The organism is Lysobacter luteus, from assembly GCF_907164845.1.
Lineage (GTDB): Bacteria > Pseudomonadota > Gammaproteobacteria > Xanthomonadales > Xanthomonadaceae > Novilysobacter > Novilysobacter luteus.
In genome coordinates, this window is the sequence record NZ_OU015430.1 from 2,244,702 (window position 1) to 2,258,896 (window position 14,195).

At 70.2% G+C, this 14,195-nt stretch carries 11 protein-coding genes and 1 pseudogene; 8 read left to right on the forward strand and 4 right to left on the reverse strand.

All coding sequences use genetic code 11. The features are described from left to right. Positions 1 to 96 precede the first annotated feature (96 nt). Positions 97 to 2,799 carry a M1 family metallopeptidase gene (locus tag KOD61_RS10605; protein WP_215218640.1) on the reverse strand — a complete coding sequence of 901 codons (2,703 nt, stop codon included), beginning with the start codon at positions 2,797 to 2,799 and terminating at the stop codon, positions 97 to 99. A gap of 260 nt (positions 2,800 to 3,059) precedes the next feature. On the opposite strand from KOD61_RS10605, the gene ahpC reads away from it, so the two are divergent. The 3 genes from ahpC (at position 3,060) to oxyR (ending at position 6,330) form a co-directional block, all read left to right on the forward strand. Next, a complete protein-coding gene (ahpC, locus tag KOD61_RS10610; RefSeq protein WP_215218641.1) occupies positions 3,060 to 3,623 on the forward strand; it encodes an alkyl hydroperoxide reductase subunit C in 564 nt (187 codons plus the stop codon). Between the two features lie 165 nt (positions 3,624 to 3,788). Further along, positions 3,789 to 5,366 (forward strand): alkyl hydroperoxide reductase subunit F, encoded by a 1,578-nt coding sequence (gene ahpF, locus KOD61_RS10615; protein ID WP_215218642.1) that lies wholly within the window; start codon positions 3,789 to 3,791, stop codon positions 5,364 to 5,366. Positions 5,367 to 5,415: 49 nt separating this feature from the next. Further along, positions 5,416 to 6,330: a DNA-binding transcriptional regulator OxyR gene (oxyR, locus tag KOD61_RS10620; protein WP_215218643.1), complete on the forward strand. Its 915-nt coding sequence runs from the start codon at positions 5,416 to 5,418 to the stop codon at positions 6,328 to 6,330. Between the two features lie 24 nt (positions 6,331 to 6,354). Here oxyR and KOD61_RS10625 read toward each other — a convergent pair whose 3' ends face one another. Continuing rightward, entirely contained in the window at positions 6,355 to 6,621 is a 267-nt protein-coding gene (locus tag KOD61_RS10625; protein WP_215218644.1) for a putative signal transducing protein, read from the reverse strand. Between the two features lie 94 nt (positions 6,622 to 6,715). Between KOD61_RS10625 and KOD61_RS10630 the strand changes: the two genes are divergently transcribed. The 5 genes and pseudogenes from KOD61_RS10630 (at position 6,716) to KOD61_RS13025 (ending at position 11,636) form a co-directional block, all read left to right on the forward strand. After that, positions 6,716 to 8,479, forward strand: coding sequence for a glutamine--tRNA ligase/YqeY domain fusion protein (locus KOD61_RS10630; protein WP_215218645.1), 1,764 nt, complete (start codon positions 6,716 to 6,718; stop codon positions 8,477 to 8,479). A 226-nt stretch (positions 8,480 to 8,705) separates the two neighbouring features. Next, positions 8,706 to 8,954: pseudogene (locus KOD61_RS10635) on the forward strand (hypothetical protein); the annotation flags it as partial. A 29-nt stretch (positions 8,955 to 8,983) separates the two neighbouring features. Continuing rightward, entirely contained in the window at positions 8,984 to 9,559 is a 576-nt protein-coding gene (locus KOD61_RS10640) for a nucleoside deaminase (RefSeq protein WP_215218646.1), read from the forward strand. 67 nt (positions 9,560 to 9,626) lie between these two features. After that, a complete protein-coding gene (gene rlmM / locus KOD61_RS10645; RefSeq protein ID WP_215218647.1) occupies positions 9,627 to 10,682 on the forward strand; it encodes a 23S rRNA (cytidine(2498)-2'-O)-methyltransferase RlmM in 1,056 nt (351 codons plus the stop codon). 132 nt (positions 10,683 to 10,814) lie between these two features. Further along, the gene (locus tag KOD61_RS13025) at positions 10,815 to 11,636 is read left to right on the forward strand and encodes a hypothetical protein (protein WP_251370578.1); all 822 of its coding nucleotides are present in this window, start codon (positions 10,815 to 10,817) and stop codon (positions 11,634 to 11,636) included. Positions 11,637 to 11,702: 66 nt separating this feature from the next. Here the strand turns inward: KOD61_RS13025 and KOD61_RS10655 are convergent, their stop codons facing one another. Continuing rightward, positions 11,703 to 12,893, reverse strand: a complete 1,191-nt coding sequence (locus tag KOD61_RS10655; RefSeq protein WP_215218648.1) for an FAD-dependent oxidoreductase — start codon at positions 12,891 to 12,893, stop codon at positions 11,703 to 11,705. Beyond that, positions 12,890 to 14,167 carry a 2-octaprenyl-6-methoxyphenyl hydroxylase gene (gene ubiH, locus KOD61_RS10660; protein ID WP_215218649.1) on the reverse strand — a complete coding sequence of 426 codons (1,278 nt, stop codon included), beginning with the start codon at positions 14,165 to 14,167 and terminating at the stop codon, positions 12,890 to 12,892. The genes KOD61_RS10655 and ubiH overlap by 4 nt, the downstream gene beginning before the upstream one ends. Positions 14,168 to 14,195 lie beyond the last annotated feature (28 nt).

The following is a 14,195-nucleotide window of genomic DNA, read 5'->3' on the forward strand; positions in this document are numbered from 1 at the left end:
GCGGCATGCAGGGCCGGCCATCCTACGCGGGGAGACGGGCGCTTTGCGGCCAAGGGACGGGGGCGACGCGGCCGCCTCCGTCCCGGCTCGTCGGGCCTACTCGATCGGCTGCCCCATGCGCGCGGACCTGGCGGCGGCGCACAGGCCGATGCCTTCGACCGTCTGCCGCAGGTCCAGCGGTCCACCCTCGATGGTCTCCATGCGCTTGGCGAAGCGCTGCTGCAATGCTTCGGCTTCCGCGGTGCTGCACATTCCGGCCGCGTAGGCACTGGCGATGGCCGAACCGCCCGGAGCCATCTTGGCCTGCAGTGCGTCGTAGTTGGCCTCCAGCCACTCACGCAGCGCGGCGCGGTTTTCCGGTTCACCGGCCTGGCTGAAGATCACGTAGTAGATCTCGTTGAGCCGCAGCAGGCCCGGCTCGAGCACGAACGCACGCGCCCGCTCGGCCAACGCGGGGTCGGTCACGCTGCCCATGGCCGACAACAGTTCGCGCCGGATCACCGCGTCCTGGCTGGCGCGCAGGTGCTTCTCGGCGAGGTCGAACGCGGCCGGGCCGCCATCCTGCACCGCCACCGACACCGCGGTGTCACGCAGGTCCTGCACGACCGCGTCCGGATCCAGCTTGCCGTCGCCGCCCAGGCCGAGCACCGCGTTGCCACGCTGGACGAAGTCGGAACGCACCGCCGGGTCCTCGAGCGTTTCGGCGAAGTAGCCGATCAGGGTGCTGCGCAGCAGGCGATCGTCGTCGCTCTCACCGTCCTTCGACACCATGCCCAGCGACTGCAACCGCGGCCGGTAGATGTCGGCGAAGCGGGCGCGCAGCGCCGCACGCGACGCCTCGTCGGTCAGCAGGTGGTCCTCGATCCAGCCGACGTTGCCCATGCCGGCGGTGGCCGTCTGGCGCGACCGGGCGGTCGCGAACTGCGGCAGTGCGGCGATCATCTGCGCGACGGTCAGCTCGCCGGCGCCATATGCCGCGGCGGCCGAGTCGGCGTAGACGCGCTGTTCGCGCTCGTCGAGGTCGGCGAATGCGCCCGACAGCGCCTGCTGCCACTTCGGCGCCAGTGCGAACCGGTAGTAGCCGTCGCCGTGCGCGTTCGGCATCACCCACGCGGGGCAGGACTGCGCCTGCTCCAGCTCGAACCGCGCCTGCGCGCCCTCGACCAGGCCGCACTGCTCGTGCACGGTGCCGTCGGCGGCGTAGCGCACGCACATCGGGATGCCCCAGGCCTGCCCGGCGCTGGCGGTCGAACCCAGCGGCAGGTAGCGCTGCTGCTGCAGCACCAGCGCCGGCGCTTTGCCATCGGCGCAGTCGACATCGACCTTGACCATCGGCACGCCGGGCTGGTCGATGAAGCTCAGGAAGGCGCGCTTGACGCCTTCGGGTTCATCGCTCTGCGCGGCGATGGCATCGATCAGGTCGGTGCTGGTCGCGTTGCCACGGGCGTTGGCCGCCAGGTACGCACGCACGCCATCGCGGAACGCCTCCTCGCCGACGTAGTTCTCGAACATCGACAGCACCGCGCCACCCTTCTGGTAGGTGATGCCGTCGAACGCCGACGAGATCTCGGTGAAGTTGCTGATCGGCTGGTGGATGCGGCGGGTGCTGGCCAGGCTGTCGGCACCCATCGCGCGCAGACCGCCCTCGAGGATGTTGCGGTCGGTGTGGAAGTCGGGCTGCAGCTGGCCGGTGATCTTGTTGCCCATCCAGGTCGCGAACGCCTCGTTGAGCCACAGGTCGTCCCACCACTCCATCGTGACCAGGTTGCCGAACCACTGGTGGGCGAGTTCGTGCGCGCTCACGCCCCAGAAGCTCTGCCGCTGGCCGACCGATGCGTCCTCGTCGATCAGCATCAGGGTGTCGCGGTAGATGATCAGCCCGGCGTTCTCCATCGCGCCGGCGCCGAAGTCCGGCGCGGCGACGTTGTCGAGCTTGGCGAACGGGTATGGCGTGCCGAAGTAGTCCTCCATCGCATGGATCATCGGTGGGGTGTTCTCCAGCGAGTAACGCATGCGGGCGCCCTGCCCCTTGGCCGCGACCCCGCGCAGCGGCACTGGCGTGGTGCGCGGGCCGTGCGGTGCGATGTCCTGCCCCACCGGTACGTCCCACGGGCCGACCACGAACGCCAGCAGGTAGCTCGGCAGCGCTTCGGTCCGCTTGAAGGTGACCTTCTTCCAGCCGTCCGCGAGGGTTTCGGTGCTGACCTCCGGGCCGTTGGACAGGGCGACGTCGTCGGCCGGGACGATCAGGGTCACGTCCCAGGGCTGCTTGAAGCTCGGCTCGTCGAAGCCGGGAAAAGTGCTGCGCGCGCCCAGCGGTTCCATCTGGGTGACCACGTAGTCCTCGCCGTCCGGCTTGACCCGGTAGGCGCCCATCAGGTTGCCGTAGGGCGCCTCGAAAGCGATCTCGATGTCGACGTCGCCGGCCGGGATGGTCCCGGCAGCCGCCAACTTCAGCACGCCCGAGACGTGCACCTGCTCGGCCTCCAGCGCGATGCGGCGGCCGTCCGGGAGCACCGCCTCGGCGCTGCGGATGTCGAGGTCCCGCCCATGCATCCAGACGACGTCGGTCGGTCGGGCGACATCCGCATGGATCACGGTGCGGCCGGAGAAGCGCTCCTGGCCCGGGTCGAGCCTGAGCTCCAGTTCGACCAGCCCGGGCACCACCGTGCGGGGCAACTGGCCCGTCGGTACCGCGGCGTCGGTCGTGTCCGTCGCGACGTCGGCCTGGGCCATTGCTACGGAAGGAGCGGTCAGCGCCAGCGCGACGGCGCAGGCGATATGGCGGATGCGAAGCATGGCGTTCCCCGGCTGGATGACTGGCCGACCTTAACGGGCCGGGGCGGTCGCGCACGCATGACGATCGTCATGGGCGGCCTGCTCGCATGTGCCTAACACCCGGCGACCCATGCTTTACGGGTCGCCGGGCGCGGTATCGATAGATGAAACCTATCAATACAATTCCATCAATCGATTTTACGAAAGCGATAGGCGGACCTAACATGGCCCCCATCGACTCACCCACCCCTCCCAACCACCCATAGAGAAGGAACCGACGCATGTCCCTGATCAATACCGAAATCAAGCCGTTCAAGGCCCAGGCCTTCAAGCAGGGCAAGTTCATCGAAGTGACCGAAGCCGACCTGAAGGGCAAGTGGTCCGTGGTCGTGTTCTACCCGGCCGACTTCACCTTCGTCTGCCCGACCGAGCTCGAGGACCTGGCCGACAAGTACGAGGAGTTCAAGAAGCTCGGTGTCGAGATCTACAGCGTGTCGACCGACACCCACTTCTCGCACAAGGCCTGGCACGACACCTCCGAGGCGATCAAGAAGGTCAACTACACCATGCTGGCCGACCCGACCGGCACGATCACCCGCAACTTCGACGTGATGATCGAGGAAGAGGGCCTGGCCCTGCGTGGCACCTTCGTGATCAACCCGGAAGGCCAGATCAAGCTGTGCGAGATCCACGACAACGGCATCGGCCGCGACGCCAGTGAGCTGCTGCGCAAGGTCAAGGCTGCCCAGTACGTCGCCAGCCACCCGGGCGAGGTGTGCCCGGCCAAGTGGCAGGAAGGCGCCGAGACCCTGAAGCCGTCGCTCGACCTGGTCGGCAAGATCTGACCCCCGGCGCGCCCCGGCCTCCCGCCGGGGCGCTCCCCGCCGCCTGGTGTTTGCAAAAGCGGCCTGCGCTGTCGCCGGTTTCTCCCTCCCGGCTCCCTCCCCCGGCCCAGGCCGCTCCTGCAAACGCCCACACCCTCCCCGAATCCACGCACTGGAGCCATTGCCATGCTCGACGCCAATCTCAAGGCCCAGTTGTCGGCCTACCTGGAAAAGCTGACCCAGCCGATCGAGCTGGTCGCCTCCCTCGACGACAGCGACAAGTCGCGCGAACTCGACGCGCTGCTGTCGGACATCGCCTCGCTGTCGGACAGGATCACCCGGCGCGACGGCGATGACGCGCGCAAGCCGTCGTTCGCGATCAACCGCGCCGGCACCGACGTCGGCGTGCGCTTCGCCGCGATTCCGATGGGCCACGAGTTCACCTCGCTGGTGCTGGCGCTGCTGCAGGTCGGCGGCCACCCGCCCAAGATCGAGGAGGAACTGGCGAACCAGGTCCGCGACCTCGAGGGCGAGTTCCATTTCGAGACGTTCATGTCGCTGTCCTGCCAGAGCTGCCCGGACACGGTGCAGGCGCTGAACCTGATGAGCGTGCTGAATTCCAACATCCACCACGTCGCCATCGACGGCGCGCTGTACCAGGACGAGGTCGAGGCGCGCGAAGTGATGTCGGTGCCGACCGTGTTCCTCAACGGCAAGCCGTTCGACCAGGGCCGGATGACGATCGAGCAGATCGTCGCCCGGCTCGACACCGGCGCCGCCGAGCGCGAGGCCGGGAAGATCAGGGCCAAGGACGCGTTCGACGTGCTGGTGGTCGGCGGCGGCCCGGCCGGCGCGGCGGCGGCGATCTACGCCGCGCGCAAGGGCATCCGCACCGGCGTCGCAGCCGAGCGCTTCGGCGGCCAGGTGCTCGACACGCTCGCGATCGAGAACTTCATCTCGGTGCAGTACACCGAGGGTCCCAAGCTCGGCGTGGCGCTGGAGCAGCATGTCCGCGAGTACGACGTCGACGTGATGAACCTGCAGCGCGCAACCGCGCTGGTTCCGGCCAGCGAGCCCGGCGGTCTGATCGAGGTGCAGCTCGAGAACGGCGCCTCGCTCCGGTCGCGCAGCGTGATCCTGTCGACCGGTGCACGCTGGCGCCAGATGGGCGTGCCCGGCGAGGAGCAATACCGCAACAAGGGCGTGGCCTACTGCCCGCACTGCGACGGCCCGCTGTTCAAGGGCAAGCGCGTGGCGGTGATCGGCGGCGGCAACTCCGGCGTGGAGGCGGCCATCGACCTGGCCGGCATCGTCGAGCACGTCACCCTGATCGAGTTCGACACCCGCATGCGTGCCGACGAGGTGCTGCAGCGCAAGCTCCGCAGCCTCGGCAACGTCGACATCCTGCTCAACGCGCAGACCACCGAGGTGCTCGGCGACGGCCAGCGGGTCACCGGACTGGTCTACAGGGACCGCAGCTCCGGCGAGTCGCAGACGGTCGAGCTCGCCGGCATCTTCGTCCAGATCGGCCTGCTGCCCAACACCGAGTGGTTGAAGGGCACGGTGGAGCTGAGCCCGCGCGGCGAGATCGTGATCGACGAGCGCGGTGCGACCTCGGTCCCGGGCGTGTTCGCCGCCGGCGACGCGACCACGGTGCCGTACAAGCAGATCGTGATCGCGATGGGCGCCGGATCGACCGCCGCGCTGAGCGCGTTCGACCACCTGATCCGCACCTCCGCGCCCGAGCAGCAACAGGCCGCCTGAGCCTTCGCCGCGACCCGTCCGTGCGGGTCGCGGCCCGGCCGACCACGCCATGAACCTGCGCGACCTCAAATACCTGGTTGCCCTGGCCGACCACCGGCACTTCGGCCGCGCGGCGGCGGCGTGCTTCGTCAGCCAACCGACCCTGTCGACCCAGATCCGCAAGCTCGAGGACGAGCTCGGCGTCGCACTGGTCGAGCGGGCGCCGCGACGGGTGATGCTCACGCCGGTTGGACTGGACATCGCCCAGCGCGCGCGCCGGGTGATCGCCGAGGTCGAGCAGATGGGCGAGATCGCCCGGCGCAGCCAGGACCCGGAGGCCGGCACGGTCAAGCTCGGCCTGTTCCCGACCCTGGCGCCCTACCTGTTGCCGCATGTACTGCCCGGCGTGCGCAAGCGCTTCCCGCGGCTGGAACTGCTGCTGGTCGAGGAGAAGACCGACCAGATCCTGGAGCGGCTGCGCGATGGTCGCCTGGATGCCGGCATCCTTGCGTTGCCGCTGCACGACGAGCAGCTCCACCTCGAACCCCTGTTCGACGAACCCTTCGTGCTGGCGGTACCGGCCGACCACGCTCTGGCCGGGCAACGCGACCTTGCGCTGGACGCACTCGACGACCGCCACCTGCTGTTGCTCGAGGAGGGCCACTGCCTGCGCGACCAGGCGCTGGAGGTGTGCCGGATGGCCGGCGCGGACGAGCGCGACGGATTCCGTGCCACCAGCCTGGAGACCCTGCGGCAGATGGTGGCCGCCGGGGTCGGCATCACGTTGTTGCCGGTGCTGGCGGTGCAGCCGCCGGTGCCGCCCTCGCCGGACATCGCACTGGTGCCGTTCCAGGGCAGCGCGCCGCACCGGCGGATCGCGATGGTGTGGCGCAGGAGCTCGGCGATGGACGGCTTCCTCCGGCAGTTGGCCGAGGAGTTCCGCGGGTTGTCGCCCGGGTTGCTTGAGCCGCCCGCCGCCGGCTGACGCACGCTACGGACAGCGGTGCGGTCAGGCCGGAAGCACCCCGTCGACCCAGTCCCCTTCCGCTTGGGGATCGGCCGCCGCGGCGCCCAGCCCGACCGACTCGACCACCTCGCGTGCCGCCGGCCACGCCGACGCGGGCACGCAGACCTGGACCACGCCGAACAGCGGCAACTCGCCCATTCCGCCAACCAGCGCCTCTCCTTTGAGGAACACCGGGATCTCCGCCGCTTCCAGCGCGTGGCGGATCAGGTGCGCATCGATGATGTTGGCGGCGTCGTACACGACCTTCATGGCGTTCTCCGGCGGGTCAACCGCGAGGATACGCCCGCCCGCGTGATCGGCAGGGCGGCTAAACTGGCCGCTTCCCCTCGCCTGTTGCCGACGCATGTCTTCCAACCGCCCCCCCTCCGCCGATGAAACCGCCACGCCGGGCGCTGCGCCCGTCCGCCAGGACTTCATCCGGCAGATCGTCCGCGACGACCTCGCCAGCGGCAAGCACACGGCGGTCAAGACCCGCTTCCCGCCGGAGCCCAACGGCTACCTGCACATCGGCCACGCCAAGGCGATCTGCCTGGACTTCGGCATCGCGGCGGAGTTCGGCGGCGTCTGCAACCTGCGCCTGGACGACACCAACCCGGTGAAGGAAGACCCCGAGTACGTCGCTGCGATCCAGGACGACGTCCGCTGGCTCGGCTTCGAGTGGCACGAGCTGCGCCACGCCTCGGACTATTTCGAGGTGTTCTACCGCGGCGCCGAGAAGCTGATCCGGCAGGGTGACGCGTTTGTTTGCGACCTCACCGCCGAGCAGGTGCGCGAATACCGCGGCAGCCTGACCGAGCCCGGCCGCGAGTCGCCGTTCCGCAACCGCGGCGTGGAGGAGAACCTCGACCTGTTCCGCCGCATGCGCGCCGGCGAGTTCGCCGACGGCAGCCGCACCCTGCGCGCGAAGATCGACATGGCCAGCGGCAACATCAACCTGCGCGACCCCGCGATCTACCGGATCAAGAAGGTGCCGCACCAGAACACCGGCGACGCGTGGCCGATCTACCCGATGTACGACTACGCACACTCGCTCAGCGACGCCATCGAGGGCATCACCCACTCGCTGTGCACGCTGGAGTTCGAGGACCACCGGCCGCTGTATGACTGGTGCGTCGATAAGGTCGACCTGGCCCACTCGCCCGAGCTGCTGGAGCCGCTGACCGCCAACGGGCTGCCGTTCGAGGCCAGCAAGCCGCGCCAGATCGAGTTCTCACGGGCCAACCTCAACTACACGGTGATGAGCAAGCGCAAGCTGATGGCGCTGGTGCAAGCCGGGCTGGTCGATGGCTGGGACGACCCGCGCATGCCGACCCTGCAGGGCATCCGCCGCCGCGGCTACACGCCGGCGTCGCTGCGGTTGTTCGCCGAGCGGCTCGGCGTCAGCAAGCAGAACTCCCTGATCGACTTCTCGGTGCTGGAAGGCTGCCTGCGCGAGGACCTGGACGTCGCCGCGCCGCGCCGGATGGCCGTGGTCGAGCCGCTGAAGCTGGTGCTGACCAACCTGCCCGAGGACCACGTCGAGACGCTGGGCTTCGCCAACCACCCCAAGGACGAGGCGTTCGGCAGCCGCGAGGTGCCGTTCTCCAATGAACTGTGGATCGAACGCGACGACTTCGCCGAAGTGCCCCCGAAGGGTTTCAAGCGGCTCATCCCCGGTGGCGAAGTGCGGCTTCGCGGCGCCGGGATCGTGCGCTGCGATGAAGTGGTCAAGGACGAGGCGGGCAACGTGGTCGAGCTGCACGGCACGCTCGATCCCGAATCGCGCCCCGGCATGGAAGGCGCCAACCGCAAGATCAAGGGCACCATCCACTGGGTCAGCGCGCGCCACGCCGTCCCGGCCGAGATCCGCCTGTACGACCGCCTGTTCTCGGTCGCCGACCCCGACGACGACAGTGACGGCAAGACCTACCAGGACCATCTGAACCCCGCCTCGCGCAGCACTGCGCGAGGCTATGTCGAGCCGTCCGTCGCCGATGCGGCGCCCGAGCAATCGTTCCAGTTCGAGCGGCTTGGCTATTTCGTCGCCGACCGCCGGGACCACGCGGCCAATGCCCCGGTGTTCAACCGCAGCGTCACGCTGCGTGACACCTGGGCCGGCAAGATCTGACCCGGATCCGCACAGGAGTTTGGTGATGACCGACCGTTCCCCCCTCCGCAACCGCCTGCTGGCACTCGTCTTCGGCGCGTGCGCGCTGGTGCTGACTGCCTGTGCGGCACCCACCACCAGCGCCGGCAACTCGCCAGCCAACGCACCCGAGGCGACGCAACCCACGGCTGGCGACGCGGCCGATGCGGTCGCCCCACCGCCTCGCTCGACCCCGTTGCCCCCGCGCATGATCGAGCGGCCCGCGGCCGGCGCCGGCCAACCCGTAGGCACCGTGCAGGTGGACCGCAGCTGCAGCACCGACGCCGACTGCACCGTCAAGAACGTCGGCAACTGCTGCGGCCATTACCCCGCGTGCGTGAACGTCAACAGCCCCACCGACCCCGAGGGGGTGCAGGCCGCATGCGCGAAGAGCGGCATGGCGTCGGTCTGCGGCTTTCCGGCGATCAGCAGCTGTCAGTGCGTGCAGGGCCAGTGCCAGGGCGACAGCCGGGCCCTGCTCGACTGATGCTGTACGCGCAGATCCACCTGACGCTTCCGCCCTGGGTGCATGAGGCCGTCGACACCACGCTTGCCTATACCGGTGACGCCGACAAAGTGGCGCTGGCGATCGACCTGTCGCGACGCAACATCGAGGCACGCACCGGCGGACCGTTCGGCGCCGCGGTGTTCGGTCGCGACGACCGCATCATCGCGGTCGGGGTCAACCGCGTGGTGCCGCACAACTGCTCGCTGGCCCATGCCGAGACGATGGCATTCATGCTGGCCCAGCAGCGCACCCAGCGTGCACGCCTCAACGAGCTGGAACCGGGCGTGCCCGCAGGCCCCATCACCCTGGCCACCTCGGCCCAGCCATGCTGCCAGTGCTACGGCGCCAGCTTCTGGGCCGGCATCGACCGGCTGCTGATCGGCGCGCGCAGCGAGGACACCGAGGCACTGACCGAGTTCGACGAAGGCCCGCTGCCGGCGGACTGGGTCGGCGAGCTGGAGCGCCGCGGGATCGAGGTCGTGCGCGACCTGCTCCGCGACGAGGCACGCGACGTCCTGCGCGCCTACGGCGAACTCGGCGGCGTGAATTACTGAGGTGGCGGGGGCCTGCTCGCCAGCGACGCGACTATCGCGTCCCCGGCCGCTGCTGCACACTGGCGGCATGACCGACGCCCTGTTCTGCTGGTGCCGCGCCGGCTTCGAACCCGAACTCGCTGCCGAACTCACCGAACGCGCGGCCCTCGCCGGCCAGCCCGGCTACGCGCGTGCCGAGCGTGGCGCCGGCTTCGTCGAGTTCATCGGCGAGGATGGCGCCGCCCTCACGCGTGCCTTGCCGTTCGAGCGACTCGTGTTCGCCCGGCAGAAGCTGGTGCGCCTGGCCGACCTGCGGGGGCTGGACCCGACCGACCGCATCACCCCGCTGCTGGACGCGCTGGAAGCACTCGGCCCGACCGCACCGTTCGGCGACCTCTGGCTCGAGCACCCCGATTCCGACACCGGCAAGCCGCTGGCCGGGCTCGCGCGCAGCTTCGGCAACGCGCTGCGACCGGCGCTGCGCAAGGCGGGCCGGCTGACCGCCCAGGACGATCCCCGCCGGCCGCGCCTGCACGTGATTTTCCTGAGCGGCCACCACATCGTGCTGGCCACCAGCGATCCGGACGACAGCTCGCCTTGGCCGCTGGGCATCCCGCGGCTGCGCATGCACCCCGATGCGCCCAGCCGTTCGGCGCTGAAGCTCGAGGAAGCCCTGCTGACCCTGCTCGACGATGACGAGCGCGAGCGCCTGGTCCGCGACAACATGCAGGCCGCCGACCTCGGCGCCGCTCCCGGTGGCTGGACCTGGGTGCTGATGCGCCACGGCATGAAGGTCACCGCGGTCGACAACGGACCACTGCGGCAGGCCCTGCTGGACAGCGGCCGGGTCGACCACCTGCGCGAGGACGGCTTCCAGTGGCAGCCGCGCCGCCGCCTGGACTGGATGGTCTGCGACATGGTGGAGCAGCCGCGCCGCGTCGCCGACCGGATGGCCACCTGGTTCCGCGAGGACTGGTGCCGGCACGCGATCTTCAACCTCAAGCTTCCGATGAAGAAGCGCTGGGAAGAAACGCGCATCTGCCTGGAAGCGTTCGAGCACCAGGCGCACCGGCCGCTGGTGGTGCGCGCCCGGCAGCTCTACCACGACCGTGAGGAGATCACGGTGTTCGCCAGGCCGCGCTGACGCCCGCGCCGAACCGGACAGCGCCATTCAGCTGCGCGCAGGCCGGGGTTCAGCGCGCATTGGCCAGTTACACGGCGGGTTGACCCCACAGACCACAGGATCGCCCCTCTTCCCACCCGTGAGGGCTGCTCCATGAACAACCGGACCCATGTACTGACGCTCGCGCTGCTTGCCGCGCTGGGCACCAGTGGCGCTGTGATGGCGCAGGACACGATGAGTGATGCCGAGGCCAAGGCCGAGGCGACCGCGGAGGCGGAGGTCGCGCTGGAAGCGGCCAAGCAGGCCAGGCTGAAGGCTGAGGCGGCCCAGGAGGCGGCGATCGTCGCCGAATCCATCAGTGACACGCCCGCCGCCAGCCTGCGCGGCGAACTCGCCGCCGAAGCGACTGCCGAGATAGCCGACCAGGCCTCGATCGACGCCCAAGCTGCCGCCATCGATGCGTCGCGCGCCGCCGAGGACGCGCAGGCGCAGAAGAATGCCGCCGAGCTGGGTGCGCAGCAGCGCGCGGCGGCCGCCGGCGCCCGTGAGGCCGCGGCGCGCGCGCGTATCGCCGGAGCCGTGGCCGACGACGCGACCGAGGTGGCGACCGCCGCCGCACTGGCTACCGCCGATGCCACCGTCGCTGCGCCCGCCGTGCCTGCAGTACCAGCGGTCCCGGCTGATCCGGGCGTTGCGGGTGTGCCTGCCGTGCCGGCCATGCCGGCGGTTCCCGCGGTGCCGGCGGTAGCGCCAGTGCCCGCGCCGGTCGTCGATGTCGCGGTGAAAGCCGATCTCGAGCATAAGCCCACCCCGCCGATGGTCGACTTCGTCAGCGTCGACCTCGATGGCGACGGCGGCATCAGCCGTTCGGAAGCCAGTGCGGACGCACGGCTGACGGCGCGGTTCGACACGCTCGACGCCGACCGCAACGGGCTGTTGAGCGAGGCAGAACTGGATCACCGCACCGCGGATTGACCAACCGCCCCGCGTGTTGGAGTCTCCCGGCGCCCCGCCCCGTGCGGGGCGTCGTCGTGTCCGGGGTCAGATCCCGGCGGCGTGGCGCCACAGCGCGCGCGTCAGCGGCCCCACCTTGCCGGCCGCACCAAGCAGCCTTCCGCGCAACAGCGTTGGCGCCAGCGCATCGTTCGAGAACAGCCGGTTGATACCCTCGAATGCAAAGGCCGACAGCGCATTGTCGCTGCGCCGCGCACGCGCCCAGCGTTGCAGCCGCGCCGGACGACCGACGTCGCCACCGCGACAGATGGGTTCGGCCAGCGCCGACCGCAACGCGGCCACGTCGCGCAAGCCGAGGTTCACGCCCTGCCCGGCCAGCGGGTGCACCGCGTGCGCCGCGTCGCCCACCAGCACAACCCGGCCGGCCACCTGGCTGCGTGCCAGTTGCCGGCGAAGCGGGAATGCGGCACGGCTCGAGGTCGCCACCAAGCCGCCGAGCGGGCCGTCGAACGCATGCGCGAGCTCGGCCAGGAACGCAGGCTCGTCCACCGCCAACAGCCGCGTCGCCTCGGATTCGGGCAGGCTCCATACGATCGAGCTGCGTGGCCGCCCGGCGTCGTGGGTACAGGGCAGGAACGCCAGCGGACCGCCAGGAAGGAACCGCTGCCAACAGGTCGCCTGGTGCGGCTGCTCGTGGTCGATGTAGGCGACCAGGCCACGCTGGCCATAGTCATGCCGCGGTGCCTCGATGCCGGCCATGGCGCGCACCGGCGAGTCGGCGCCGTCGGCCGCGACCACAAGCCGCGCGCGCAGGCGCCGGCCCGATTCGAGCGCAAGCACGGCGCCGTCGTCATCCTGCTCCAGCGCGGTTGCGGCGTCCGGGCAGTGCAACTCGACCCCCGCACCCGGCAGCGCGGCCCACAACCGGTCGACCAGCAGACCATTCTCGACGATCCAACCAAGTTGCGCCTGCCCGAGGCGATCGGCGTCGAACACCAGCTCGCCGCCACCGGCGGCATCCCAGATGCGCATCGCGCGGTAGGGCTGCAGGCGCGCGGCACGGATCGAGTCCCACACGCCCAGGTCGTCCAGCAGCGCGGCGTTGTCCGGTGCGAACGCGTAGACCCGCAGGTCCGGCGCGGACGCCTGCCAGCGCGCGGGCTCGCGCGATTCCACCAATGCCACCCGCAATCCGTCGCGCGCAAACGCCAGTGCGGTCGCCGCACCGACCACGCCGGCACCGACCACCACGACGTCGAGCATCGGCTGCCGGCTCATCCGGCCAGCCCCGGGGCCCGGCACAACGCCGGCACGTCACCGCGATATCCCAGCGCGCCGCCGACCAGGGCCGCCTGCAAGGCGGGCAAGCGGTCGAGCGCGAACAGGCCGAGGCCGCGCAAGGGCCGCATCACGCCGGCCGGATTGGCGGTCACCCGTGCCAACCCGTCGGAGAACGCCAGCGTGCGACTGCGGTCGGCGTTGCGCCGTTCGACGTAACGCGCCAGCAAGGCGGCATCGCCAGGGTCGGATGCACCGGCATCTTCGACGGTATCGCCATCGTGCCGGCGCGGAGCGACCAGCTCGGCCAGCGTGAGTGCATCGCGCAGGCCGAGGTTGAAGCCCTGTGCGCCGACCGGATGGATGGTCTGGGCGGCGTTGCCGATCAGCACCGCCCGCTCGGCGACCTGCTGACGCGCGACCACGCGCGCGATTGGATAGACGCTGCGCTGGCCACAAGCGATGAACCGTCCGACGCGCCAGCCGAAAGCGTCCTGCGCGCGTTCCAGGAATCCCGCTTCATCCAGGGCCGCGACCGCGCCGGCATCCTCCCGTGCGACGCCGTGGATCAATCCGTAATGCCCGTCCCCGCGCGGCAGCAGCGCAGTCGGACCGTCGTCGCCGAGTCGCTCGTAGGCGGTACCGTCGGACGTGCGGGCCGCCCGCATGCGCGTGACGAACAGGCTCTGTCCGTAGTCGTGTCGGTCCACCTCGATGCCCAGCGCGGCACGTACCGCGCTGGCGGTGCCGTCCGCGCCAACCAACAGCCGCGTGCGCAGCACGCGTTCACCGGCATCGTCGGCGACGGTGACGGCGCGGTACCCGTCCTCCACTGCGCCGAGGTCGACGAAGCGCATGGGCCGGTAGCGACGGAGACCACCCAGTTCCGCCAGCCGCGCTTCCAACGCCTCGCCGAAATCACGCGCGACCACCACCCGACCGAACACCTCGCGGCCGTAATCGCGCGCGTGCATCACGCTGCGACCGAAGTCGCCGCGGCGACTTACATGGATGCGCTCGATCGGGCCACCCGGCGTGCGCAGCTTCTGCATCACCCCGAGTGCGGTCAGCGCATTGACCGTCGCCTCGCCGAAGCTCAGGTTGCGCTCGTCGAACACCGCCGGCAGCGATCCCGGTGCGGCCGCCTCGAGCAGGCCGACATCGAGCCCGCTGTGTTCCAGCGCGATCGCCAGGCTGGCGCCCACCAGGCCACCGCCGACGATCAGCACGTCATGGGTCGCGGGGTGGTCCGCGGAAGGGGGAAGGTCAGCCATTGCGCTATGCTAACGGCTCCTGCCGGCC

Bases quoted from the DNA above. Each gene is read 5' to 3' on its own strand.
- KOD61_RS10605 (WP_215218640.1), bottom strand. From the start codon at position 2,799: ATGCTTCGCATCCGCCATATCGCCTGCGCCGTCGCGCTGGCGCTGACC.
- ahpC (WP_215218641.1), top strand. From the start codon at position 3,060: ATGTCCCTGATCAATACCGAAATCAAGCCGTTCAAGGCCCAGGCCTTC.
- ahpF (WP_215218642.1), top strand. From the start codon at position 3,789: ATGCTCGACGCCAATCTCAAGGCCCAGTTGTCGGCCTACCTGGAAAAG.
- oxyR (WP_215218643.1), top strand. From the start codon at position 5,416: ATGAACCTGCGCGACCTCAAATACCTGGTTGCCCTGGCCGACCACCGG.
- KOD61_RS10625 (WP_215218644.1), bottom strand. From the start codon at position 6,621: ATGAAGGTCGTGTACGACGCCGCCAACATCATCGATGCGCACCTGATC.
- KOD61_RS10630 (WP_215218645.1), top strand. From the start codon at position 6,716: ATGTCTTCCAACCGCCCCCCCTCCGCCGATGAAACCGCCACGCCGGGC.
- KOD61_RS10640 (WP_215218646.1), top strand. From the start codon at position 8,984: ATGCTGTACGCGCAGATCCACCTGACGCTTCCGCCCTGGGTGCATGAG.
- rlmM (WP_215218647.1), top strand. From the start codon at position 9,627: ATGACCGACGCCCTGTTCTGCTGGTGCCGCGCCGGCTTCGAACCCGAA.
- KOD61_RS13025 (WP_251370578.1), top strand. From the start codon at position 10,815: ATGAACAACCGGACCCATGTACTGACGCTCGCGCTGCTTGCCGCGCTG.
- KOD61_RS10655 (WP_215218648.1), bottom strand. From the start codon at position 12,893: ATGAGCCGGCAGCCGATGCTCGACGTCGTGGTGGTCGGTGCCGGCGTG.
- ubiH (WP_215218649.1), bottom strand. From the start codon at position 14,167: ATGGCTGACCTTCCCCCTTCCGCGGACCACCCCGCGACCCATGACGTG.